Origin of the sequence: Streptomyces sp. NPDC091376, assembly GCF_044757085.1 — a bacterium.
Taxonomy (GTDB): Bacteria; Actinomycetota; Actinomycetes; order Streptomycetales; family Streptomycetaceae; genus Streptomyces; species Streptomyces pratisoli.
Window position 1 is genome coordinate 699,934 of the sequence record NZ_JBIVUF010000001.1, and the last position, 15,193, is coordinate 715,126.

Annotated in this window: 12 protein-coding genes; 11 read left to right on the forward strand and 1 reads right to left on the reverse strand. The window is 71.3% G+C overall.

Annotated elements, in window-relative coordinates:
• Nucleotides 1–201 precede the first annotated feature (201 nt).
• The 7 genes from ACIQMR_RS03110 to ACIQMR_RS03140 all read left to right on the forward strand — a co-directional run bounded on the left by ACIQMR_RS03110 (nucleotide 202) and on the right by ACIQMR_RS03140 (nucleotide 9,805).
• A complete protein-coding gene (locus ACIQMR_RS03110) occupies nucleotides 202–1,089 on the forward strand; it encodes a helix-turn-helix domain-containing protein (RefSeq protein ID WP_401382175.1) in 888 nt (295 codons plus the stop codon).
• An 11-nt stretch (nucleotides 1,090–1,100) separates the two neighbouring features.
• Complete coding sequence (locus ACIQMR_RS03115; protein WP_401382177.1) at nucleotides 1,101–1,430, forward strand: chorismate mutase; 330 nt, start codon at nucleotides 1,101–1,103, stop codon at nucleotides 1,428–1,430.
• A gap of 173 nt (nucleotides 1,431–1,603) precedes the next feature.
• Nucleotides 1,604–2,554 carry an alpha/beta hydrolase gene (locus ACIQMR_RS03120; protein WP_401382179.1) on the forward strand — a complete coding sequence of 317 codons (951 nt, stop codon included), beginning with the start codon at nucleotides 1,604–1,606 and terminating at the stop codon, nucleotides 2,552–2,554.
• Nucleotides 2,555–2,937: 383 nt separating this feature from the next.
• Nucleotides 2,938–3,789, forward strand: coding sequence for an alpha/beta fold hydrolase (locus ACIQMR_RS03125; RefSeq protein ID WP_401382181.1), 852 nt, complete (start codon nucleotides 2,938–2,940; stop codon nucleotides 3,787–3,789).
• A gap of 174 nt (nucleotides 3,790–3,963) precedes the next feature.
• On the forward strand, nucleotides 3,964–6,465 hold the full coding sequence (gene pepN / locus ACIQMR_RS03130) for an aminopeptidase N (RefSeq protein ID WP_401382183.1): 2,502 nt from the start codon (nucleotides 3,964–3,966) through the stop codon (nucleotides 6,463–6,465).
• A gap of 530 nt (nucleotides 6,466–6,995) precedes the next feature.
• Nucleotides 6,996–8,375 (forward strand): pyridoxal phosphate-dependent decarboxylase family protein, encoded by a 1,380-nt coding sequence (locus ACIQMR_RS03135; protein WP_401382185.1) that lies wholly within the window; start codon nucleotides 6,996–6,998, stop codon nucleotides 8,373–8,375.
• The gene (locus tag ACIQMR_RS03140; RefSeq protein WP_401382187.1) at nucleotides 8,372–9,805 is read left to right on the forward strand and encodes a lysine N(6)-hydroxylase/L-ornithine N(5)-oxygenase family protein; all 1,434 of its coding nucleotides are present in this window, start codon (nucleotides 8,372–8,374) and stop codon (nucleotides 9,803–9,805) included. The genes ACIQMR_RS03135 and ACIQMR_RS03140 overlap by 4 nt, the downstream gene beginning before the upstream one ends.
• 12 nt (nucleotides 9,806–9,817) lie before the next feature.
• Here the strand turns inward: ACIQMR_RS03140 and ACIQMR_RS03145 are convergent, their stop codons facing one another.
• Nucleotides 9,818–11,611, reverse strand: coding sequence for a bifunctional metallophosphatase/5'-nucleotidase (locus tag ACIQMR_RS03145; RefSeq protein WP_401382189.1), 1,794 nt, complete (start codon nucleotides 11,609–11,611; stop codon nucleotides 9,818–9,820).
• Nucleotides 11,612–11,720: 109 nt separating this feature from the next.
• Between ACIQMR_RS03145 and ACIQMR_RS03150 the strand changes: the two genes are divergently transcribed.
• The 4 genes from ACIQMR_RS03150 (at nucleotide 11,721) to ACIQMR_RS03165 (ending at nucleotide 15,192) form a co-directional block, all read left to right on the forward strand.
• Nucleotides 11,721–12,446 carry an SIMPL domain-containing protein gene (locus ACIQMR_RS03150; RefSeq protein ID WP_401382192.1) on the forward strand — a complete coding sequence of 242 codons (726 nt, stop codon included), beginning with the start codon at nucleotides 11,721–11,723 and terminating at the stop codon, nucleotides 12,444–12,446.
• Nucleotides 12,447–12,588: 142 nt separating this feature from the next.
• Complete coding sequence (gene pyk / locus ACIQMR_RS03155) at nucleotides 12,589–14,022, forward strand: pyruvate kinase (RefSeq protein ID WP_401382194.1); 1,434 nt, start codon at nucleotides 12,589–12,591, stop codon at nucleotides 14,020–14,022.
• A 100-nt stretch (nucleotides 14,023–14,122) separates the two neighbouring features.
• Entirely contained in the window at nucleotides 14,123–14,677 is a 555-nt protein-coding gene (locus ACIQMR_RS03160) for a hypothetical protein (protein ID WP_401382196.1), read from the forward strand.
• Between the two features lie 26 nt (nucleotides 14,678–14,703).
• Nucleotides 14,704–15,192, forward strand: coding sequence for a hypothetical protein (locus ACIQMR_RS03165; RefSeq protein ID WP_401382198.1), 489 nt, complete (start codon nucleotides 14,704–14,706; stop codon nucleotides 15,190–15,192).
• The last annotated feature ends 1 nt before the right edge of the window (nucleotide 15,193 follow it).

The following is a 15,193-nucleotide window of genomic DNA, read 5'->3' on the forward strand; positions in this document are numbered from 1 at the left end:
AAAGATCAGCGCTGATTGGACACAAAGCCGATCGGAGCCGACCGGAGCCGAGCGGCGACACGGTCGATCGGGCACAAAAGCGGACACAAGGCCGAGTCGGACACCCAGCCGAATCGGACGCCCCAGCCGAGTCGGACACGCGTCCGAGGCGGGCGCAAGGCGAATCGGACACGAATCAGGACCGGGCCGGGAGGCGGGCGGATGTACCACACCTGGATGCGCTACTTCACGCCCAGCCCCGTCCACCACCGCCTCGGCCTCGTCTGCCTCGGCGTCGGACTGCAGCACGGCGCCCTCCCCACCGTCGGCCCCCGCACCCTCGACCACCATGTGGCCGTCCTGATCAGCGCCGGCGGCGGCTGGTACCGCGGCACCGACGGCCGGCGCGTCACCGTCGCCGCACCCGCCGTCCTCTGGCTCACCCCCGGTGTCCCGCACCACTACGGCCCCGACCCGGCCACCGGCTGGGACGAGAGCTTCGTCGACTTCGCGGGCCCCGCGACCGCCACGTACACCGAACTCGGCTACATCGAACCCGACCGGCCCGTGGTCCCGCTCTCCGACGCGGCCCCCGCCCGCGCCGCCGTCGGCCGTATCGCCCGCGCCGCCCGCCGCGGCAACCCGCTGCTGGAGGTCGAGACCGGCGCCGCCGTCCACGAACTCCTCGTCGCGCTGCGCCGGGCCCGCGCCGACGTCAACCCCGACGGCGACCCCGTCCTGCACGCCCTCGCCCGTGACGCCTTCCAGTCGCTGTCCGTGACCGAACACGCCGCCCGCCACGGCATGACCCCGGCCGAACTGCGCACCGCCGTCCGCCGCGGCGCGGGCTGCAGTCCCAAGGACTATCTCCTGCGCATCCGCCTGGGGCGCGCCAAGGAACTCCTCGCCGCCACCGACCTTCCCGTCGCCGCCGTCGCCCGCCGGGTCGGCTACGACGACCCTGCCTACTTCTCCCGCCTCTTCACCCGCCGTGTCGGCACCGCTCCGATCCGCTTCCGCGAGCAGCAGGGACGCACCGTCCCCGGGGGCTGGAGCAACCGCGTTCCGGATCCCGAACACCCTCCGACCATCGTGGCCGGGCCGACGTAAGCTCCCACCCCATGACCACCAGCGAGACGAGCGGTACCGACGAGTCCGTCCTGGCCGAGCTGACCCGGCTGCGCGAGAGCATCGACAACATCGACGCGGCCGTCGTCCACATGCTCGCCGAACGCTTCAAATGCACCCAGCAGGTCGGCCACCTCAAGGCGAAGCACCACCTGCCGCCCGCCGACCCGGCCCGGGAGGCCCGCCAGATCGCCCGCCTGCGGCAGCTCGCCGAGAGCGCCAAGCTCGACCCCGGCTTCGCCGAGAAGCTCCTCAACTTCATCATCGCCGAGGTCATCCGCCACCACGAGCAGATCGCCGACGGCCCCGGCCCCCGCTCCTAGATCCGGTCCTGGCCCTGGTCCTCGCGAGCCGGTGAAGCGATTCCGGGAGGGCGGAAGCGGCTCCTCCGGCCTCGTCCTCCTCGGCCCTTTTATTGACTTATGTCACACCTTCGGCACGTGCCCGGTCATTGGAGTGGATGCAGGAAGAGCCTGCTGACCGAAGGAGTGAAGTGATGACCAAGCCCACTCTTGAACCGGCCGCTCAGGAATTCGCCGAGGCGACGGCCAACCCGCCGTTCCTCTATGAAATCGGTCCGGAGGCTGCCCGGAAGGTCCTGGACGACCTGCAGGCGGCGCCGGTGGCGAAGCTGGACGTGGAGGAGAAGTGGATCACGGTGCCCGCCGAGGTGGGCGACGTCCGGGCACGCATCGTCAAGCCCGTCGGTGGCGAGGACGTGCTGCCGGTCGTCCTCTATGTGCACGGTGGCGGCTGGGTCCTCGGCAACGCCGGCACTCATGACCGTCTCGTGCGTGAGCTTGCCGTCGGGGCGCACGCCGCCGTCGTGTTCGTCGAGTACGACCGTTCGCCGGAGGCCAAGTACCCCGTCGCCATCGAGCAGGCGTACGCGACCGCTCGATGGATCACCGCGAAGGGCGCCGGCGAAGGCCTGGACGCCTCCCGCCTGGCAGTGGCCGGCGACTCCGTCGGCGGCAACATGACCGCCGCACTGACCCACATGGCCAAGCAGCGCGGCGACGTGACCTTCGTGCACCAGTCGCTCTACTACCCCGTCACGGACGCGGCCCAGGACACCGACAGCTACCGGGAGTTCGCGGACGGGCCCTTCCTCACGGCGAAGGGCATGGCCTGGTTCTGGGACTGCTACACCACCGACCCCGCCCAGCGGGCGGAGGTCACCGCCTCGCCGCTGCGGGCCCGCCTGGACGAGCTGGAGGGCCTGCCGCCCGCGCTCGTCATCGTCGACGAGAACGACGTGCTGCGGGACGAGGGTGAGGCCTACGCCCGCAAGCTGACCCAGGCCGGTGTTCCCACCGCGAGCATCCGCTGCAACGGCATCCTGCACGACTTCATGATGCTCAACCCCCTGCGGTCCACGCAGGCCACGACCGCCGCGGTGGTGCTGGCAGTTCACACCCTGCGCACCGTCCTCCACGGCCACTGAGAGTGCTGCGCCGCACAGCCGCGGCACCTACGGGACCAGCGGCACACAACCTGCTCACCACCTCGCCGCTCGTGCGCGTGCACCGGCCGAGAACGGTGATCATCCGGGACCTCCGCCGTTCATCGACCCCACGGACACGATGAGCACCGCGGGCGAGCCGGTCCGCACGGTCGCGCGGCACCCCGCCGACCCGGGCGGGGGAGCGCCGAGCCCGATCCACCGAGCCGATCCTCGGCGGTAGCCCGCTCCCGGCAAGCCCCGGACCCGTTCCCCTCTTGCCGCCCACGGTCCGCCCCTCCCCGACGTGCGGCACCTCCTGCCGTACCGCGGCCACGTCCATCTGTCCGGACATGGCTGAATCTTCTGCCTCGAAAGGGCTCCTCATGTACCGTCATTCGCGCCTTCGGCGTGCCCGCACCCCCCTCACCCTCATGGCCACGGCAACGGTCGCCGCCGGCGCCTTCGCCGTGTCGACCGGTCCGGCGAGCGCCGCCAAGACCCCTCCCGTCCAGGAGTCGAAGCAGCCCAAGCCGACCGTCGTACTCGTCCACGGCGCGTTCGCCGACTCCTCCAGCTGGAACGGCGTCGTCAAGAGGCTGAAGCAGGACGGTTATCCGGTGGTGGCCGCGGCCAACCCGCTGCGGGGTGTGAGCACCGACGCCGCCTCCGTCAAGCACCTCGTGGCCAGCATCGACGGACCGGTGGTTCTCGTCGGGCACTCCTACGGCGGAGCGGTGATCAGCAACGCCGCCCACGGCTCCGACAACGTCAAGGCGCTGGTGTACGCCGACGCTTTCCTTCCCGACAAGGGCGAGAGCGCCAACGACCTGGCGGGCAAGTTCGAGGGCAGCGTCATCGGCAAGGTCCTGCGTCCCGTCCCGATCACCAACCCCGACGGCTCCAAGGACGTCGACCTCTACATCGACCAGTCCCAGTTCCACAAGGCGTTCGCCGCGGACGTCCCCGCGCGCACCGCCGGCCTGATGGCGGTCGCCCAGCGTCCCGGCACCGGCAGCGGCCTGGGCGAACCTTCCGGTGAGCCTGCCTGGAAGACCATCCCTTCCTGGGTCCTCGTGGGCACCAATGACAAGATCATCCCCAGGGAGCTTCAGCTGTTCATGGCCAAGCGCGCCAACGCCCACATCCAGGAGGTCAGGTCCTCCCACGCCGTGACCGTGTCCCGCCCGGACGCCGTCACCCGCATCATCGAGAAGGCGGCACGGACGGTCCGCTGACCGGCGCACCCGACCGGGTGCGGTGGCAAAGGCGCCACCGCACCCGACCGGGCGGGGTGGCAAAGGCGCCACCCCGCCCAGTCGTCGTCACAGCCGCCACCGGTGCCGTCCGATACGGACAAAAGCAGATCAACCCACAAACCCCCGTGTGCGAGGCACGAGCCATCAGGCAGCATGGCCCGCATGCCCGTACTGACGCGCGACGAAGCGCAGACCCGAGCCCAGCTCCTCGACGTCCACCGGTACACGGTCGAGCTCGACCTCACCACCGGCGACGAGACCTTCGACTCACGAACCGTGATCCGGTTCACGGCCCGCGCGGCCGGAGACACCTTCGTGGAGCTCAAGCCCGCCACCCTGCGCTCCGCCACCCTCGACGGGCAGCACCTCGACCCGGAGACGCTCGACGCCAACCGGCTCGCCCTGACCGGACTGACCGAGGGCGAGCACGAGCTGCGCATCGACGCCGCCATGCGCTACTCCCGCACCGGCGAAGGCATGCACCGCTTCACCGACCCCGCCGACGGCGAGACCTACGCCTACACGCAGCTCTTCATGGAGGACGTGCAGCGCGTCTTCGCCGCCTTCGACCAGCCCGACCTCAAGGCGGTCTTCGAGCTCACCGTCACCGCCCCCGAGAACTGGACGGTCCTCGCCAACGGCATCACCACCCACCAGGGCGAAGGCCGCTGGACCGCCGCCGCCACCCCCCTCATCTCCACCTACCTCGTCGCCGTCGCGGCCGGACCCTGGCACTCCGTACGCACCGAGCACGCCGGACTGCCCTTCGGCATCCACTGCCGCCGCTCACTCGCCCCGTACCTGGACGCCGACGCCGACGAGATCCTCGACGTCACCCGCGCCTGCTACGACCGCTACCACGAGAAGTTCGAGGAGCCGTACCCCTTCGACTCCTACGACCAGGCCTTCGTCCCCGAGTTCAACGCGGGCGCGATGGAGAACCCGGGCCTGGTCACCTTCCGCGACGAGTTCGTCTACCGCTCCGCCGTCACCGACACCGAACGGCAGACCCGTGCCGTGGTCATCGCCCACGAGATGGCCCACATGTGGTTCGGCGACCTGGTCACCCTGCGCTGGTGGGACGACATCTGGCTGAACGAGTCCTTCGCCGAGTACATGGGCTACCAGACCGCTGCCGAGGCCACCCGCTTCACCGACACCTGGACCGACTTCGGCATCACGCGCAAGGCCTGGGGCTACGACGCCGACCAGCGCCCGTCCACCCACCCCGTCGCCCCCGACCCGGACGCCGTCCCCGACACCGCCTCCGCCCTGGTCAACTTCGACGGGATCTCCTACGCCAAGGGCGCCTCCGCGCTCCGCCAGCTCGTCACCTGGCTCGGCGAGAAGGACTTCCTCGCCGGCATCAACAACCACTTCGCCCGGCACCGCTTCGGCAACGCCACCCTCGCCGATTTCATCGACTCCCTCGCCGCGGCCACCGACCGGGACGTGCACACCTGGGCCGCCGCCTGGCTGCGCACCACCGGAGTCGACACCCTCACCCCGCGGACCACCGCGGGCGACGGCACCTGGCGGCTCGACATCGACCGGGACGGCAGCCGGCCCCACCGCATCGCCGTGGGTGCCTACGACCGCGACCCCGTCGACGGCCGGGCGCTCGTCCTGCGCGAACGCTTCGAGGTCGACGTCCCCCAGAGCGAGACCGGCACCGTCCGCACCGGCCGCCGCCCCGACCTCGTCGTCCTCAACGACGGCGACCTCACCTACGCCAAGATCCGCCTCGACGCGGCCGGCTGGGACACCGTCGTACGCTCCCTCTCGGGCCTTCCCGACGCGCTCACCCGCGCCGTCGTCTGGAACGCCGCCCGCGACATGGTCCGCGACGGCGAACTGGCGCCCACCGCCTATCTCGACGCCGCCCGCGCCCACCTCCCGCACGAGAGCGACCTCGCCGTCGTCCAGGGCGTCCTCGCCTTCGCCCGCACCCAGATCGCGGACCGCTTCCTCGCCCCCGAGGCCCGTCCGGCCGCGCTCGCCCTGCTCACCGACCTCACCCGCGACCTCATCCGCCGCACCGAGGACGGCGGCCGGCCCGGACTGCGCCTCACCGCCGTACGGCACTTCATCGACGCCGCCGCACACCCCAACGGGCTCCACGACTGGCTCAGCGACGGCAGCGTCCCCGGCGGACCCGACCTCGACGCCGAGCTGCGCTGGCGCATCCTCGGCCGGCTCGCCGTCCTCGGCGCCACCGACGAGGCCGAGATCGCCGCGGAACTCGACCGCGACCCCAGCGCCACCGGCCAGGAAGGCGCCGCCCGTTGCCGTGCCGCCCTGCCCACCCCCGAGGCGAAGGCGGCGGCCTGGTCCCGGCTCTTCGAGTCCGACGACCTGTCCAACTACCTGTTCGCCGCGACCGCCCAGGGCTTCTGGCAGCCCGAACAGGCCGACCTCGTACGCGAGTACGTACCCCGCTTCTACCCGGCCGCCGTCGCCGTCGCGGACCGCCGCGGCCCCGCCATCGCCGAAGCCGTGGGCCGCAACGCCTTCCCTCTCCACGCGGTCGACGAGGAAACCCTGCGTCTCGGCGAGACCTGTCTGCGCGACGCCACCATGATCCCGGTCCTGCACCGCAAACTCACCGACCAACTCGACGACCTCCGCCGCGCCTTGACGGCCCGCTCCGCCTGACCCCGAGCCCGCCCACACCCCGACGTGCCCGGCCCCCGAGGCCGGACACGCCGGGATGACGGCGGGTGGCGCCCGACCCGACGGCACGAGCCCCTCCGGCCCCGCGCCCGGGGCCGCACGTCAGGGGCGTGCCGTGGGCCCGGGGCCGGATGCCGATCCGGGGACCGGACCTCGATCCCGGGACCGTGCGCCGCGTGTCCGGGACGTGTTGTGGGCCGAGGGCCGGACGCCGCGCCCGGGGCAGGACGCCGACCCGCAGCCCGTACGGGCGGCCCGGGACCGTCGGAACCTGGCCCGGAGCCGGACGCCGACCCCGGAGGCCCGCCCCGCCCCGCGCCAGGGCCGGACGCCGGCCCCGGGACCGCACGGGCGCGCCCGGGACCGTCGGAACCCGGCGCCGGGACCCGATCGCCGGGGCCGCGTCGGGCGCGGTCGGGGCGCGTCGTGCGCCCCCCCGCCGACGTACCCCATTCGGGTTGAGATCGCCGCGGACTTCGGGTACTTCGGGCACAACGCGCCAGGCTGGACGCATGACCATCCCGCCCCTCGCCGGAGGCACCACCGGCCCCGACGCGCTGCGGCCCCTGCTCGCCGTCGTGCTCGAAGCGCTCCGCGCGGGCGCCGTCGCGCGCGGCGGGCCACTCCCCCCGGGCGGGCCCGCCCTGCTGACCCGGGCCGTGCGGGAGACCGTCACACCGGTCGTCCCCACCGAGGGCCACGGCGCGGCCGAGGCGCTCCGCACCCTCGTCGAAGCCTTCGCGTACGGCGCCGCCGACCCCGCCGACCCGCGCTGCGCCGCCCACCTCCACACCCCGCCGCTCGCGCTCGCCGTCGCCGCCGATCTCGCCGCCTGCGCGCTCAACCCCTCCATGGACTCCTGGGACCAGGCACCCGCCGCCTCCGCACTGGAGGCCGAGGTCACCCGGGCCCTGGCCGCCGAGGTCTATCCCGCCGCGCCCCGCCCCGACGCCCTCGTCACCACCGGCGGCACCGAAGCCAACCAGCTCGCCCTCCTCCTCGCCCGCGAGCGCCACGGCACCGTCCAGGTCGTCTGCGGGGCGCACACCCACCACTCCGTCCGCCGCTCCGCCTGGCTGCTCGGCCTGCCCGCGCCGGTCACCGTCCCCACCCGCGCCGGCACCACCGACCCCGCCGCCCTCGACGACGCCCTCACCGCACTGCACGGCCGCCCGGTCCTCGTCACCGCCACCGCCGGCACCACCGACACCGGACACATCGACCCCCTCCCCGGCATCGCCGCCCTCTGCGAACGGCACGGCGCCGAGCTCCACATCGACGCCGCCTACGGCGGACCGCTGCTGTTCAGCCCGCGCAGGCGCGAACTCCTCCGCGGCCTCGACCGCGCCCACTCCGTCACCCTCGACCTGCACAAACTGGGCTGGCAGCCGATCGCCGCGGGCATCCTCGCCGTACCCGACCACACCCTGCTCGCACCCCTGTCCCACACCGCCGACTACCTCAACCCCGACGACGACACCGAAGCCGGGCTGCCCGACCTCCTCGGCCGCTCACTGCGCACGACCCGCCGCCCCGACATCCTCAAGATCGCCGTCACCCTCCGCGCCCTCGGCCGCAACGGACTCGCCGACCTCGTCGACCGCACCTGCGACGCCGCCCAGGACCTCGCCGACCTCGTCGAGAAGACCCCGGCGCTGGAACTCCACCAACGCCCCGTCCTGTCCACCGTCCTCCTCCGCCCCCGCGGCGCGAGCGACGACACCGTGGCCGCCGTCCGCCGCGGCCTCCTCCACGACGGCCGCGCCGTCCTCGGCCGCGCCCACGCCGACGGCCGCCTCTGGCTCAAGGCGACCCTGCTCAACCCCCACCTCACCCCGGACGACCTCGACACCCTCATCGCACTCGTAGTGGAAGGCAGCACCCCCCGATGACCGGCACGCCCGCCCCTGGCGCCCCAGAGCCCGACCAGCCCCACGACCTGGTGGGCATCGGCATCGGGCCCTTCAACCTCTCCCTCGCCGCCCTCGCCCACGGGCTGCCCGGGGAAGGCGCGGGCGGCCTCGCCGCCACCTTCTACGAGCAGCGCCCCGCCTTCCACTGGCACCCCGGGCTCCTCATCGACGGCACCACCCTCCAAGTGCCCTTCCTCGCCGACCTGGTGAGCCTCGCCGACCCGACAAGCCCCTGGTCGTTCCTCAACTACCTCAAGGCCCGGGACCGGCTCTTCCCCTTCTACTTCGCCGAGAAGTTCCACATCCAGCGCGCGGAGTACGACGCCTACTGCCGCTGGGTCAGCGCCAGACTGCCCGGACTCCACTTCGGCCACCAGGTCGACGCGGTCCGCTGGAACCCCGAACGCGCCCTGTTCGAGGTCGACTTCACCCAGCTCGACGCCGGCGGGGGAGCGGAGTCACTCGGCCGCGCCTACGCCCGCCACATCGCCGTCGGCATCGGCACCGAACCCCACGTACCCGAACCGCTCAGACCCCTCGTCGACGCCCCCGGCGTCCCCGTACTCCACTCCGCCGACTACCTCGAACACCGCGAGCGGCTCCTCGACGCCGGGCACATCACCGTCATCGGCTCCGGCCAGTCCGGCGCCGAAGTCTTCCTCGACCTGCTGCGCGCCCGCCCCGCCGGCGCCGAGGGGATCCACTGGCTGGCCCGCACCGAGGCCTTCGCCCCCATGGAGTACTCCAAGCTCGGCCTGGAACACTTCACACCCGACTACACGCGCTACTTCCACGCCCTGCCCGAGACCGTACGGGACGGACTCGTCCCCCAGCAGTGGCAGCTCCACAAGGGCATCGACGCCGAAACCATCTCCGCCATCCACGACGAGCTCTACCGCCGCAGCCTGCACGGCGGCTGGCCCGACACCGTCCTCACCCCCGGCGTCCAGGTCCGCACCGCCGGCCGGGTCGCCACCACCCAGGTCGAGCTCCATCTGGAGCACCTCCACCAGGGCACCCGCTCCCGGCTCACCACCGACGCCGTCGTCCTCGCCACCGGCTACCGGGAGCGCCCCCTCGACCGGCTCCTCGTCAGCCTCGACCCGTACATGCGCCGCGACTCCTCCCACCGGCCCCGCATCGACGAACAGTTCCGCCTCGTCCTCGACCCGGCCGTCACCGGCTCCGTGTACGTACAGAACGCCGAGCGGCACACGCACGGCGTCGGCGCCCCCGACCTCGGACTCGCCGCCTGGCGCAGCGCGACCATCCTCAACTCCCTCACCGGCAAGGAGCCCTACCCACTGCCGCGCCGCACCGCCTTCACCAGCTTCGGCCTGGAGCGGCGGGAGGCGCCCGGCATTCCCGGCCAGACGCCCCCGCTCACCCCGCTCGAAGAACGACGCTGATGCTGTGACCGGCTAGAAGACCGGAGCGCCGTCCCGCGTGAGCTTCCACCCCACGGACGCGAACGCGGCCGGGTCCACCGTCCCCTTCGCCTGCACCCACTGGATGATCGTGTTGCGGATCTCCTCCGAGTTCGCCCACAGCTGCTCGGCCTTCGCGACATGCGGGAACGCGCCACCGCCACTGGCCCGGTAGTTGTTCACCGCCAGCACGAACCGCGCCGCCGGGTCGAGCGGAGCCCCCTCGAAGGACAGGTTCACGATCCTCGACCCGGCCGGCTTCGCGATGTCGATCTCGTACGTCAGCCCCGAGACGGCGTCGTAGTTGTAGTCCGGCGTGCCGTCGGCGTTCGTCAGCTTCGCCGTGTCCACGGGCGCCCCCGCCGGCGTCTGCACGTAGTACCGCGCCGAGTACTCCAGATAGTCCTTCAGCTGGGCACCGGTCATCAGCCGTGCCTCCAGCGTGTTCTCGAACGGGTAGAGACCCGCCGCGTCCCGGATCGTCACCTGCCCGGCCGGGATCGCCGCCGTACGCGAGAAGCACGACGCCTGCGACAGCACCGGCAACGCCGCGTACTGGCCGCCCGCCAGCGCCGCCTTCACCGTCTCCGCCTGCACATGGTTGATCAGATCGATGATCGGCTCGTCCTTCCACGGCGCCTCGGCCGTGGTCATCGCCGCCGTGGACGTACCGATGACCTGATTGACGTACGCGACGACCTTCCTGTGCTCGTCGGAGAGCAGACCCGTGATCTTCGGGTCCTCGGCGACGGTGTTGGAGTCGAGGACCTTCGCCCCCACCTTCGCCACCGTCCAGCGGCCCCGCTCCCACACCAGGTCGAAGTCGAAGAGGGTCAGCCGCTGGCCCCACTTCAGCGGCTCCGACAGCACGACCGGCTTCCCCGTCCCCTTGTTCGTGACGACGTACTCGGCGATCTCCGTGTGCGCGTGTCCGACGAGGATCGCGTCGATGCCCGGCACCTGCTCGGCCACCAGGGCCGCCGCGTTCTCGACGTACGGAAGCTGGTCACCGTACGAGGACGTACCGCTGGACCCGGAGTGCGCCGACACGATCACGACGTCCGCACCCATCGAACGCAGCTTCGGCACCCACTTCGCCGCCTGCTCCTCCAGACCGGGGAACACCATCTTCCCGCTGACGTTGGCCTTGTCCCAGATCGCGATGCCCGGGTTGGTCAGCCCGAGGACCGCGACCTTCACGTCCCGGCCGTGCGGGGTGCACAGGCGGTGCATGCTGTACGGCGGGAACGCGGGGCGCAGCGTCTTCGCGTCCAGCGCGTTCGCGCCGAGGAGCGGGAAGTCGCACTGCTCCTGGAACTTCCGCAGCACCGGGATGCCGTAGTTGAACTCGTGGTTGCCGAGCGCCGCGGCGTCGTAGCCGATGGCGTTCATGGCCTGCGCCATCGGATGCACCGGACCCCGATGGGCGGTGATCGGGTCGACCTTGGCGTAGTAGTACGACAGCTGGGTGCCCTGGATGGTGTCGCCGGCGTCGATGAGGAGCGTGTTGCGCCTGCCCTTGTCCTCGCGGACCTGGTTCACCAGCGTGGAGATCTTCGCCAGCCCCACATCGTTGTGGGCCTTGTCGTCGAACTCCTTGTCCGTGAAGTAGTCCCAGTTGAAGACGTTCCCGTGCAGGTCCGTGGTGCCCATGACGGTGAACGAGTACCGCCTCTCCCGGCCGCCGCGGCCATGAGCCGCGGCGGGAACGGCGGCACCGCCCGCGACGGCGACCCCGGCCCCCGCGGCGGCCGAACGGCCCAGGAACGTCCTGCGATTGAGCGGCATGAATTCTCCCCTGTCCAGTGACACTACGCGCGTGGCACAACGCGCGTAGAGTCTGGCGCAGGGAACCCCGCGTGCGAAAGTGTCCGAGGACAACAGCGAGGGAGCCCACATGACCAGCGACACGCCGCAGCCCACGCCACCACCCGCACCGCCGCCCTTCGGCACCCCCGAAATGCCACGCGTCGCGGTACGCGGAGAGGCACGGCTGGAGATCGACCCCGAGATCGCCAGGATCGAAGTCACCGTCAGCGCACGCGGCAAGGACCGCAGAGCCGCCCTCGACGACCTCACCCGCCGCAACGGCCAGGTGCTCGACCTCATCAAGTCCTACGGCGACGCGGTCGAGAAGCTGGAGACCGGAGCGTTCTCCATCAGCCCCGAACTCGCCCAGCACGGCCGAGGGGAACGCATCCGCGCCTACCACGGCCGCGTCCACATCACCGCCGTACTCGCCGACTTCACCGCCCTCGGAGAACTCACCACCCGCCTCGCTGACCTCGACCTGACCCGCGTCGACGGCCCCTGGTGGTCGCTGCGCCCCGACTCCCCGGCCCACGGCGAAGCCCGCCGCCAAGCCGTCCTCGAAGCCGTCCAGCGCGCCCGCGAATACGCCGACGCCCTCGGCGCCCGCCTCTCCGCACTCGTCGAACTCGCCGACCTCGGCGCCGAAGCCCCCATGGCCTACGGCATGCCCCCCGCCCCCGGCGCCCTGCGCTCCGCCGCATTCGCCGGATCAGCCCCCGAAGCCGCCCCCGCCCTCGACCTCGAACCCGAACGACAGACGGTCCACGCCCAGGTCAACGCCCGCTTCACCATGACGCCACCACAGCTGTGACCCCGGACCAGGGGGCGTTCAATTGCTCAAAAGAGCGCCCCCATGCACAATTCAATACTTGTCAATAACCCTTCACGTAAAGGTTGTTGAGTAGTCATGCGCCACCAATTCTCTACCCGCGGGTAAGACATAGGCTCGGACCATGCGCCGAGCAAAGATCGTCTGCACACTGGGCCCCGCCACCGACTCGTACGACCAGATCAAGGCACTGGTCGAGGCCGGAATGGACGTAGCCCGCTTCAACCTCAGCCACGGCACCTACGCCGAGCACGAGGAGCGCTACCGGCACGTCCGCAAGGCCTCCGACGAGATCGGCCGCAGCGTCGGCGTCCTCGCCGACCTTCAAGGCCCGAAGATCCGCCTCGGCCGCTTCCGCGAAGGACCCGTACTCCTTGAACGCGGCGACGAATTCACCATCACCGTCGAATCCGTCGAAGGCGACCGCCACACCTGCGGAACCACCTACGCGGGACTCGCCGCCGACGTCACCACCGGAGAACGCATCCTCGTCGACGACGGCCGCGTCGCCCTCGAAGTCACCGCGATCGACGGACCCCGCGTACACACCACCGTCGTCGAAGGCGGCGTCGTCTCCGACCACAAGGGCCTCAACCTCCCCGGAGTCGCCGTCTCCGTCCCCGCGCTCTCCGAAAAGGACGTCGAAGACCTCCGCTGGGCGATCAGGACCGGCGCCGACATCATCGCCCTCTCCTTCGTCCGCAGCGGACACGACATCGACGACGTCCACCGCGTCATGGACGAGGAAGGCCGACGCCTCCCCGTCATCGCAAAGATCGAAAAGCCCCAGGCCGTCGACAACATCGACGACATCGTCGCCGCCTTCGACGGCATCATGGTCGCCCGCGGCGACCTCGGCGTCGAAATGCCACTGGAACAGGTCCCCATCGTCCAAAAGCGCGCGATCAAGCTCGCCAAGCGCAACGCCAAGCCGGTCATCGTCGCCACCCAGATGCTCGACTCGATGATCGACAACTCCCGCCCCACCCGCGCCGAAGCCTCCGACGTCGCCAACGCCGTCATCGACGGCACCGACGCCGTGATGCTCTCCGGCGAAACCAGCGTCGGCAAATACCCCGTCGGCACCGTCCGCACCATGAGCCGCATCGTCGAAGCCGCCGAGGAAGACGTCCTCGCCAAAGGCCTCCCGCCCCTCACCGAACGCAACAAACCCCGCACCCAGGGCGGCGCCGTCGCCCGCGCCGCCGCCGAAATGGGCGACTTCCTCGGCGCCAAGTTCCTCGTCGCCTTCACCCAGTCCGGCGACACCGTCCGCCGCCTCTCCCGCTACCGCTCCCCGATCCCCCTCCTCGCCTTCACCCCCGACCCGGCCACCCGCTCCCAGCTCAACCTCACCTGGGGCGTCGAAACCTTCCTCGGCCCGCGCGTCGAGTCCACCGACGCCATGGTCGCCCAGGTCGACGAGGAACTCCTCAGGATCGGCCGCTGCCGCAAAGGCGACACCGTCGTGATCACCGCCGGCTCCCCACCCGGAGTCCCCGGCTCGACGAACCTCGTACGTGTCCACCACATCGGAGAGGACAACCCGAACTCCTGAGAGTGTTTGTCCGGACTCGTCCTGGGCAGTCGGCGACTACAGAGGGCCCTGACCGCAGAACACAGGGCCGCGCCGACAACGGACTCACATGGAGGTCCGGATGTCCACGGGAACACTCATCGCCATCATCGCCGCGATCGCGGTCCTCCTGATCATCATCGGCACCGGCATATGGCTCACCACACGCCGACGCCGCCTCCAGGAACAGTTCGGACCCGAATACGACCGGACCGTCGAGGCCGACGACAGCCGCCTCACCGCCGAACGCGACCTGCGCTCCCGGCAGCAACGGCACAAGGACCTGGACATCAGGGAACTGCCCGCCGGAGCCCGCGAACGCTACTCCACCGAGTGGAAGGGCGTCGAAGAACACTTCGTCGACGAACCGGGCAGGAGCGTCGACGACGCCGACCGCCTGGTCACCCGGCTCATGAGCGACCGCGGGTACCCCACAGAAGGCTACGACCAGCAACTCCGGGACCTCTCCGTCGAACACGGACGCACCCTGGAGCACTACCGCGCCGCCCACGACATCGGCCTCCGCAACAGGAACGGCCGAGCCACCACCGAAGAACTCCGCGGCGCCATGCTGCACTACCGCACCCTGTTCCAGGAGCTCCTCGGCGACCGGCAGACACGGCACGACGCGGCCTGACCCCGCCCCGGACGAGGTGAGTTGACATGCGCAACCCCGACACCGACACCAGCCGAGACACGCAGGCCGCCGGCCTCACCACGGACGACCTGGCACACCCCAGGTCCACCGCGGCCACGGAACCGCCACCACCGGCCTACCCGGGCGAGGCCACACCGGACACCGCCGGACGCGCTCCCGAAGCCGCTTCCGCTCCCGACCTCGCCCCCGCCCCCGAACCGGCACCCGAACCCGCCGCGACGGACGGGCAGCCCCTCATCCCCGCCGAAGCCGCCGAGGACTACCGCGACCGCTGGCAGGAGATCCAGGGCACCTTCGTCGACGACCCCAAGGACTCCGTCCGCGCCGCCGACGCCCTGGTCGCCGAAGTCATCCAGTCCCTCGCGGCCACCTTCGCCGACAACAAGCAGGACCTGGAATCCCAGTGGAGCCGCGGCGAGGAGATCGAAACGGAAGGCCTCCGTGTCGCACTCCAGCGCTACCGCACCTTCTTCAACCAACTGCTCCACGCCTGAG

What these genes read in the sequence shown, in the direction of transcription:
- ACIQMR_RS03110 (WP_401382175.1), top strand. Translation starts at nt 202, where the DNA reads ATGTACCACACCTGGATGCGCTACTTCACGCCCAGCCCCGTCCACCAC.
- ACIQMR_RS03115 (WP_401382177.1), top strand. Translation starts at nt 1,101, where the DNA reads ATGACCACCAGCGAGACGAGCGGTACCGACGAGTCCGTCCTGGCCGAG.
- ACIQMR_RS03120 (WP_401382179.1), top strand. Translation starts at nt 1,604, where the DNA reads ATGACCAAGCCCACTCTTGAACCGGCCGCTCAGGAATTCGCCGAGGCG.
- ACIQMR_RS03125 (WP_401382181.1), top strand. Translation starts at nt 2,938, where the DNA reads ATGTACCGTCATTCGCGCCTTCGGCGTGCCCGCACCCCCCTCACCCTC.
- pepN (WP_401382183.1), top strand. Translation starts at nt 3,964, where the DNA reads ATGGCCCGCATGCCCGTACTGACGCGCGACGAAGCGCAGACCCGAGCC.
- ACIQMR_RS03135 (WP_401382185.1), top strand. Translation starts at nt 6,996, where the DNA reads ATGACCATCCCGCCCCTCGCCGGAGGCACCACCGGCCCCGACGCGCTG.
- ACIQMR_RS03140 (WP_401382187.1), top strand. Translation starts at nt 8,372, where the DNA reads ATGACCGGCACGCCCGCCCCTGGCGCCCCAGAGCCCGACCAGCCCCAC.
- ACIQMR_RS03145 (WP_401382189.1), bottom strand. Translation starts at nt 11,611, where the DNA reads ATGCCGCTCAATCGCAGGACGTTCCTGGGCCGTTCGGCCGCCGCGGGG.
- ACIQMR_RS03150 (WP_401382192.1), top strand. Translation starts at nt 11,721, where the DNA reads ATGACCAGCGACACGCCGCAGCCCACGCCACCACCCGCACCGCCGCCC.
- pyk (WP_401382194.1), top strand. Translation starts at nt 12,589, where the DNA reads ATGCGCCGAGCAAAGATCGTCTGCACACTGGGCCCCGCCACCGACTCG.
- ACIQMR_RS03160 (WP_401382196.1), top strand. Translation starts at nt 14,123, where the DNA reads ATGTCCACGGGAACACTCATCGCCATCATCGCCGCGATCGCGGTCCTC.
- ACIQMR_RS03165 (WP_401382198.1), top strand. Translation starts at nt 14,704, where the DNA reads ATGCGCAACCCCGACACCGACACCAGCCGAGACACGCAGGCCGCCGGC.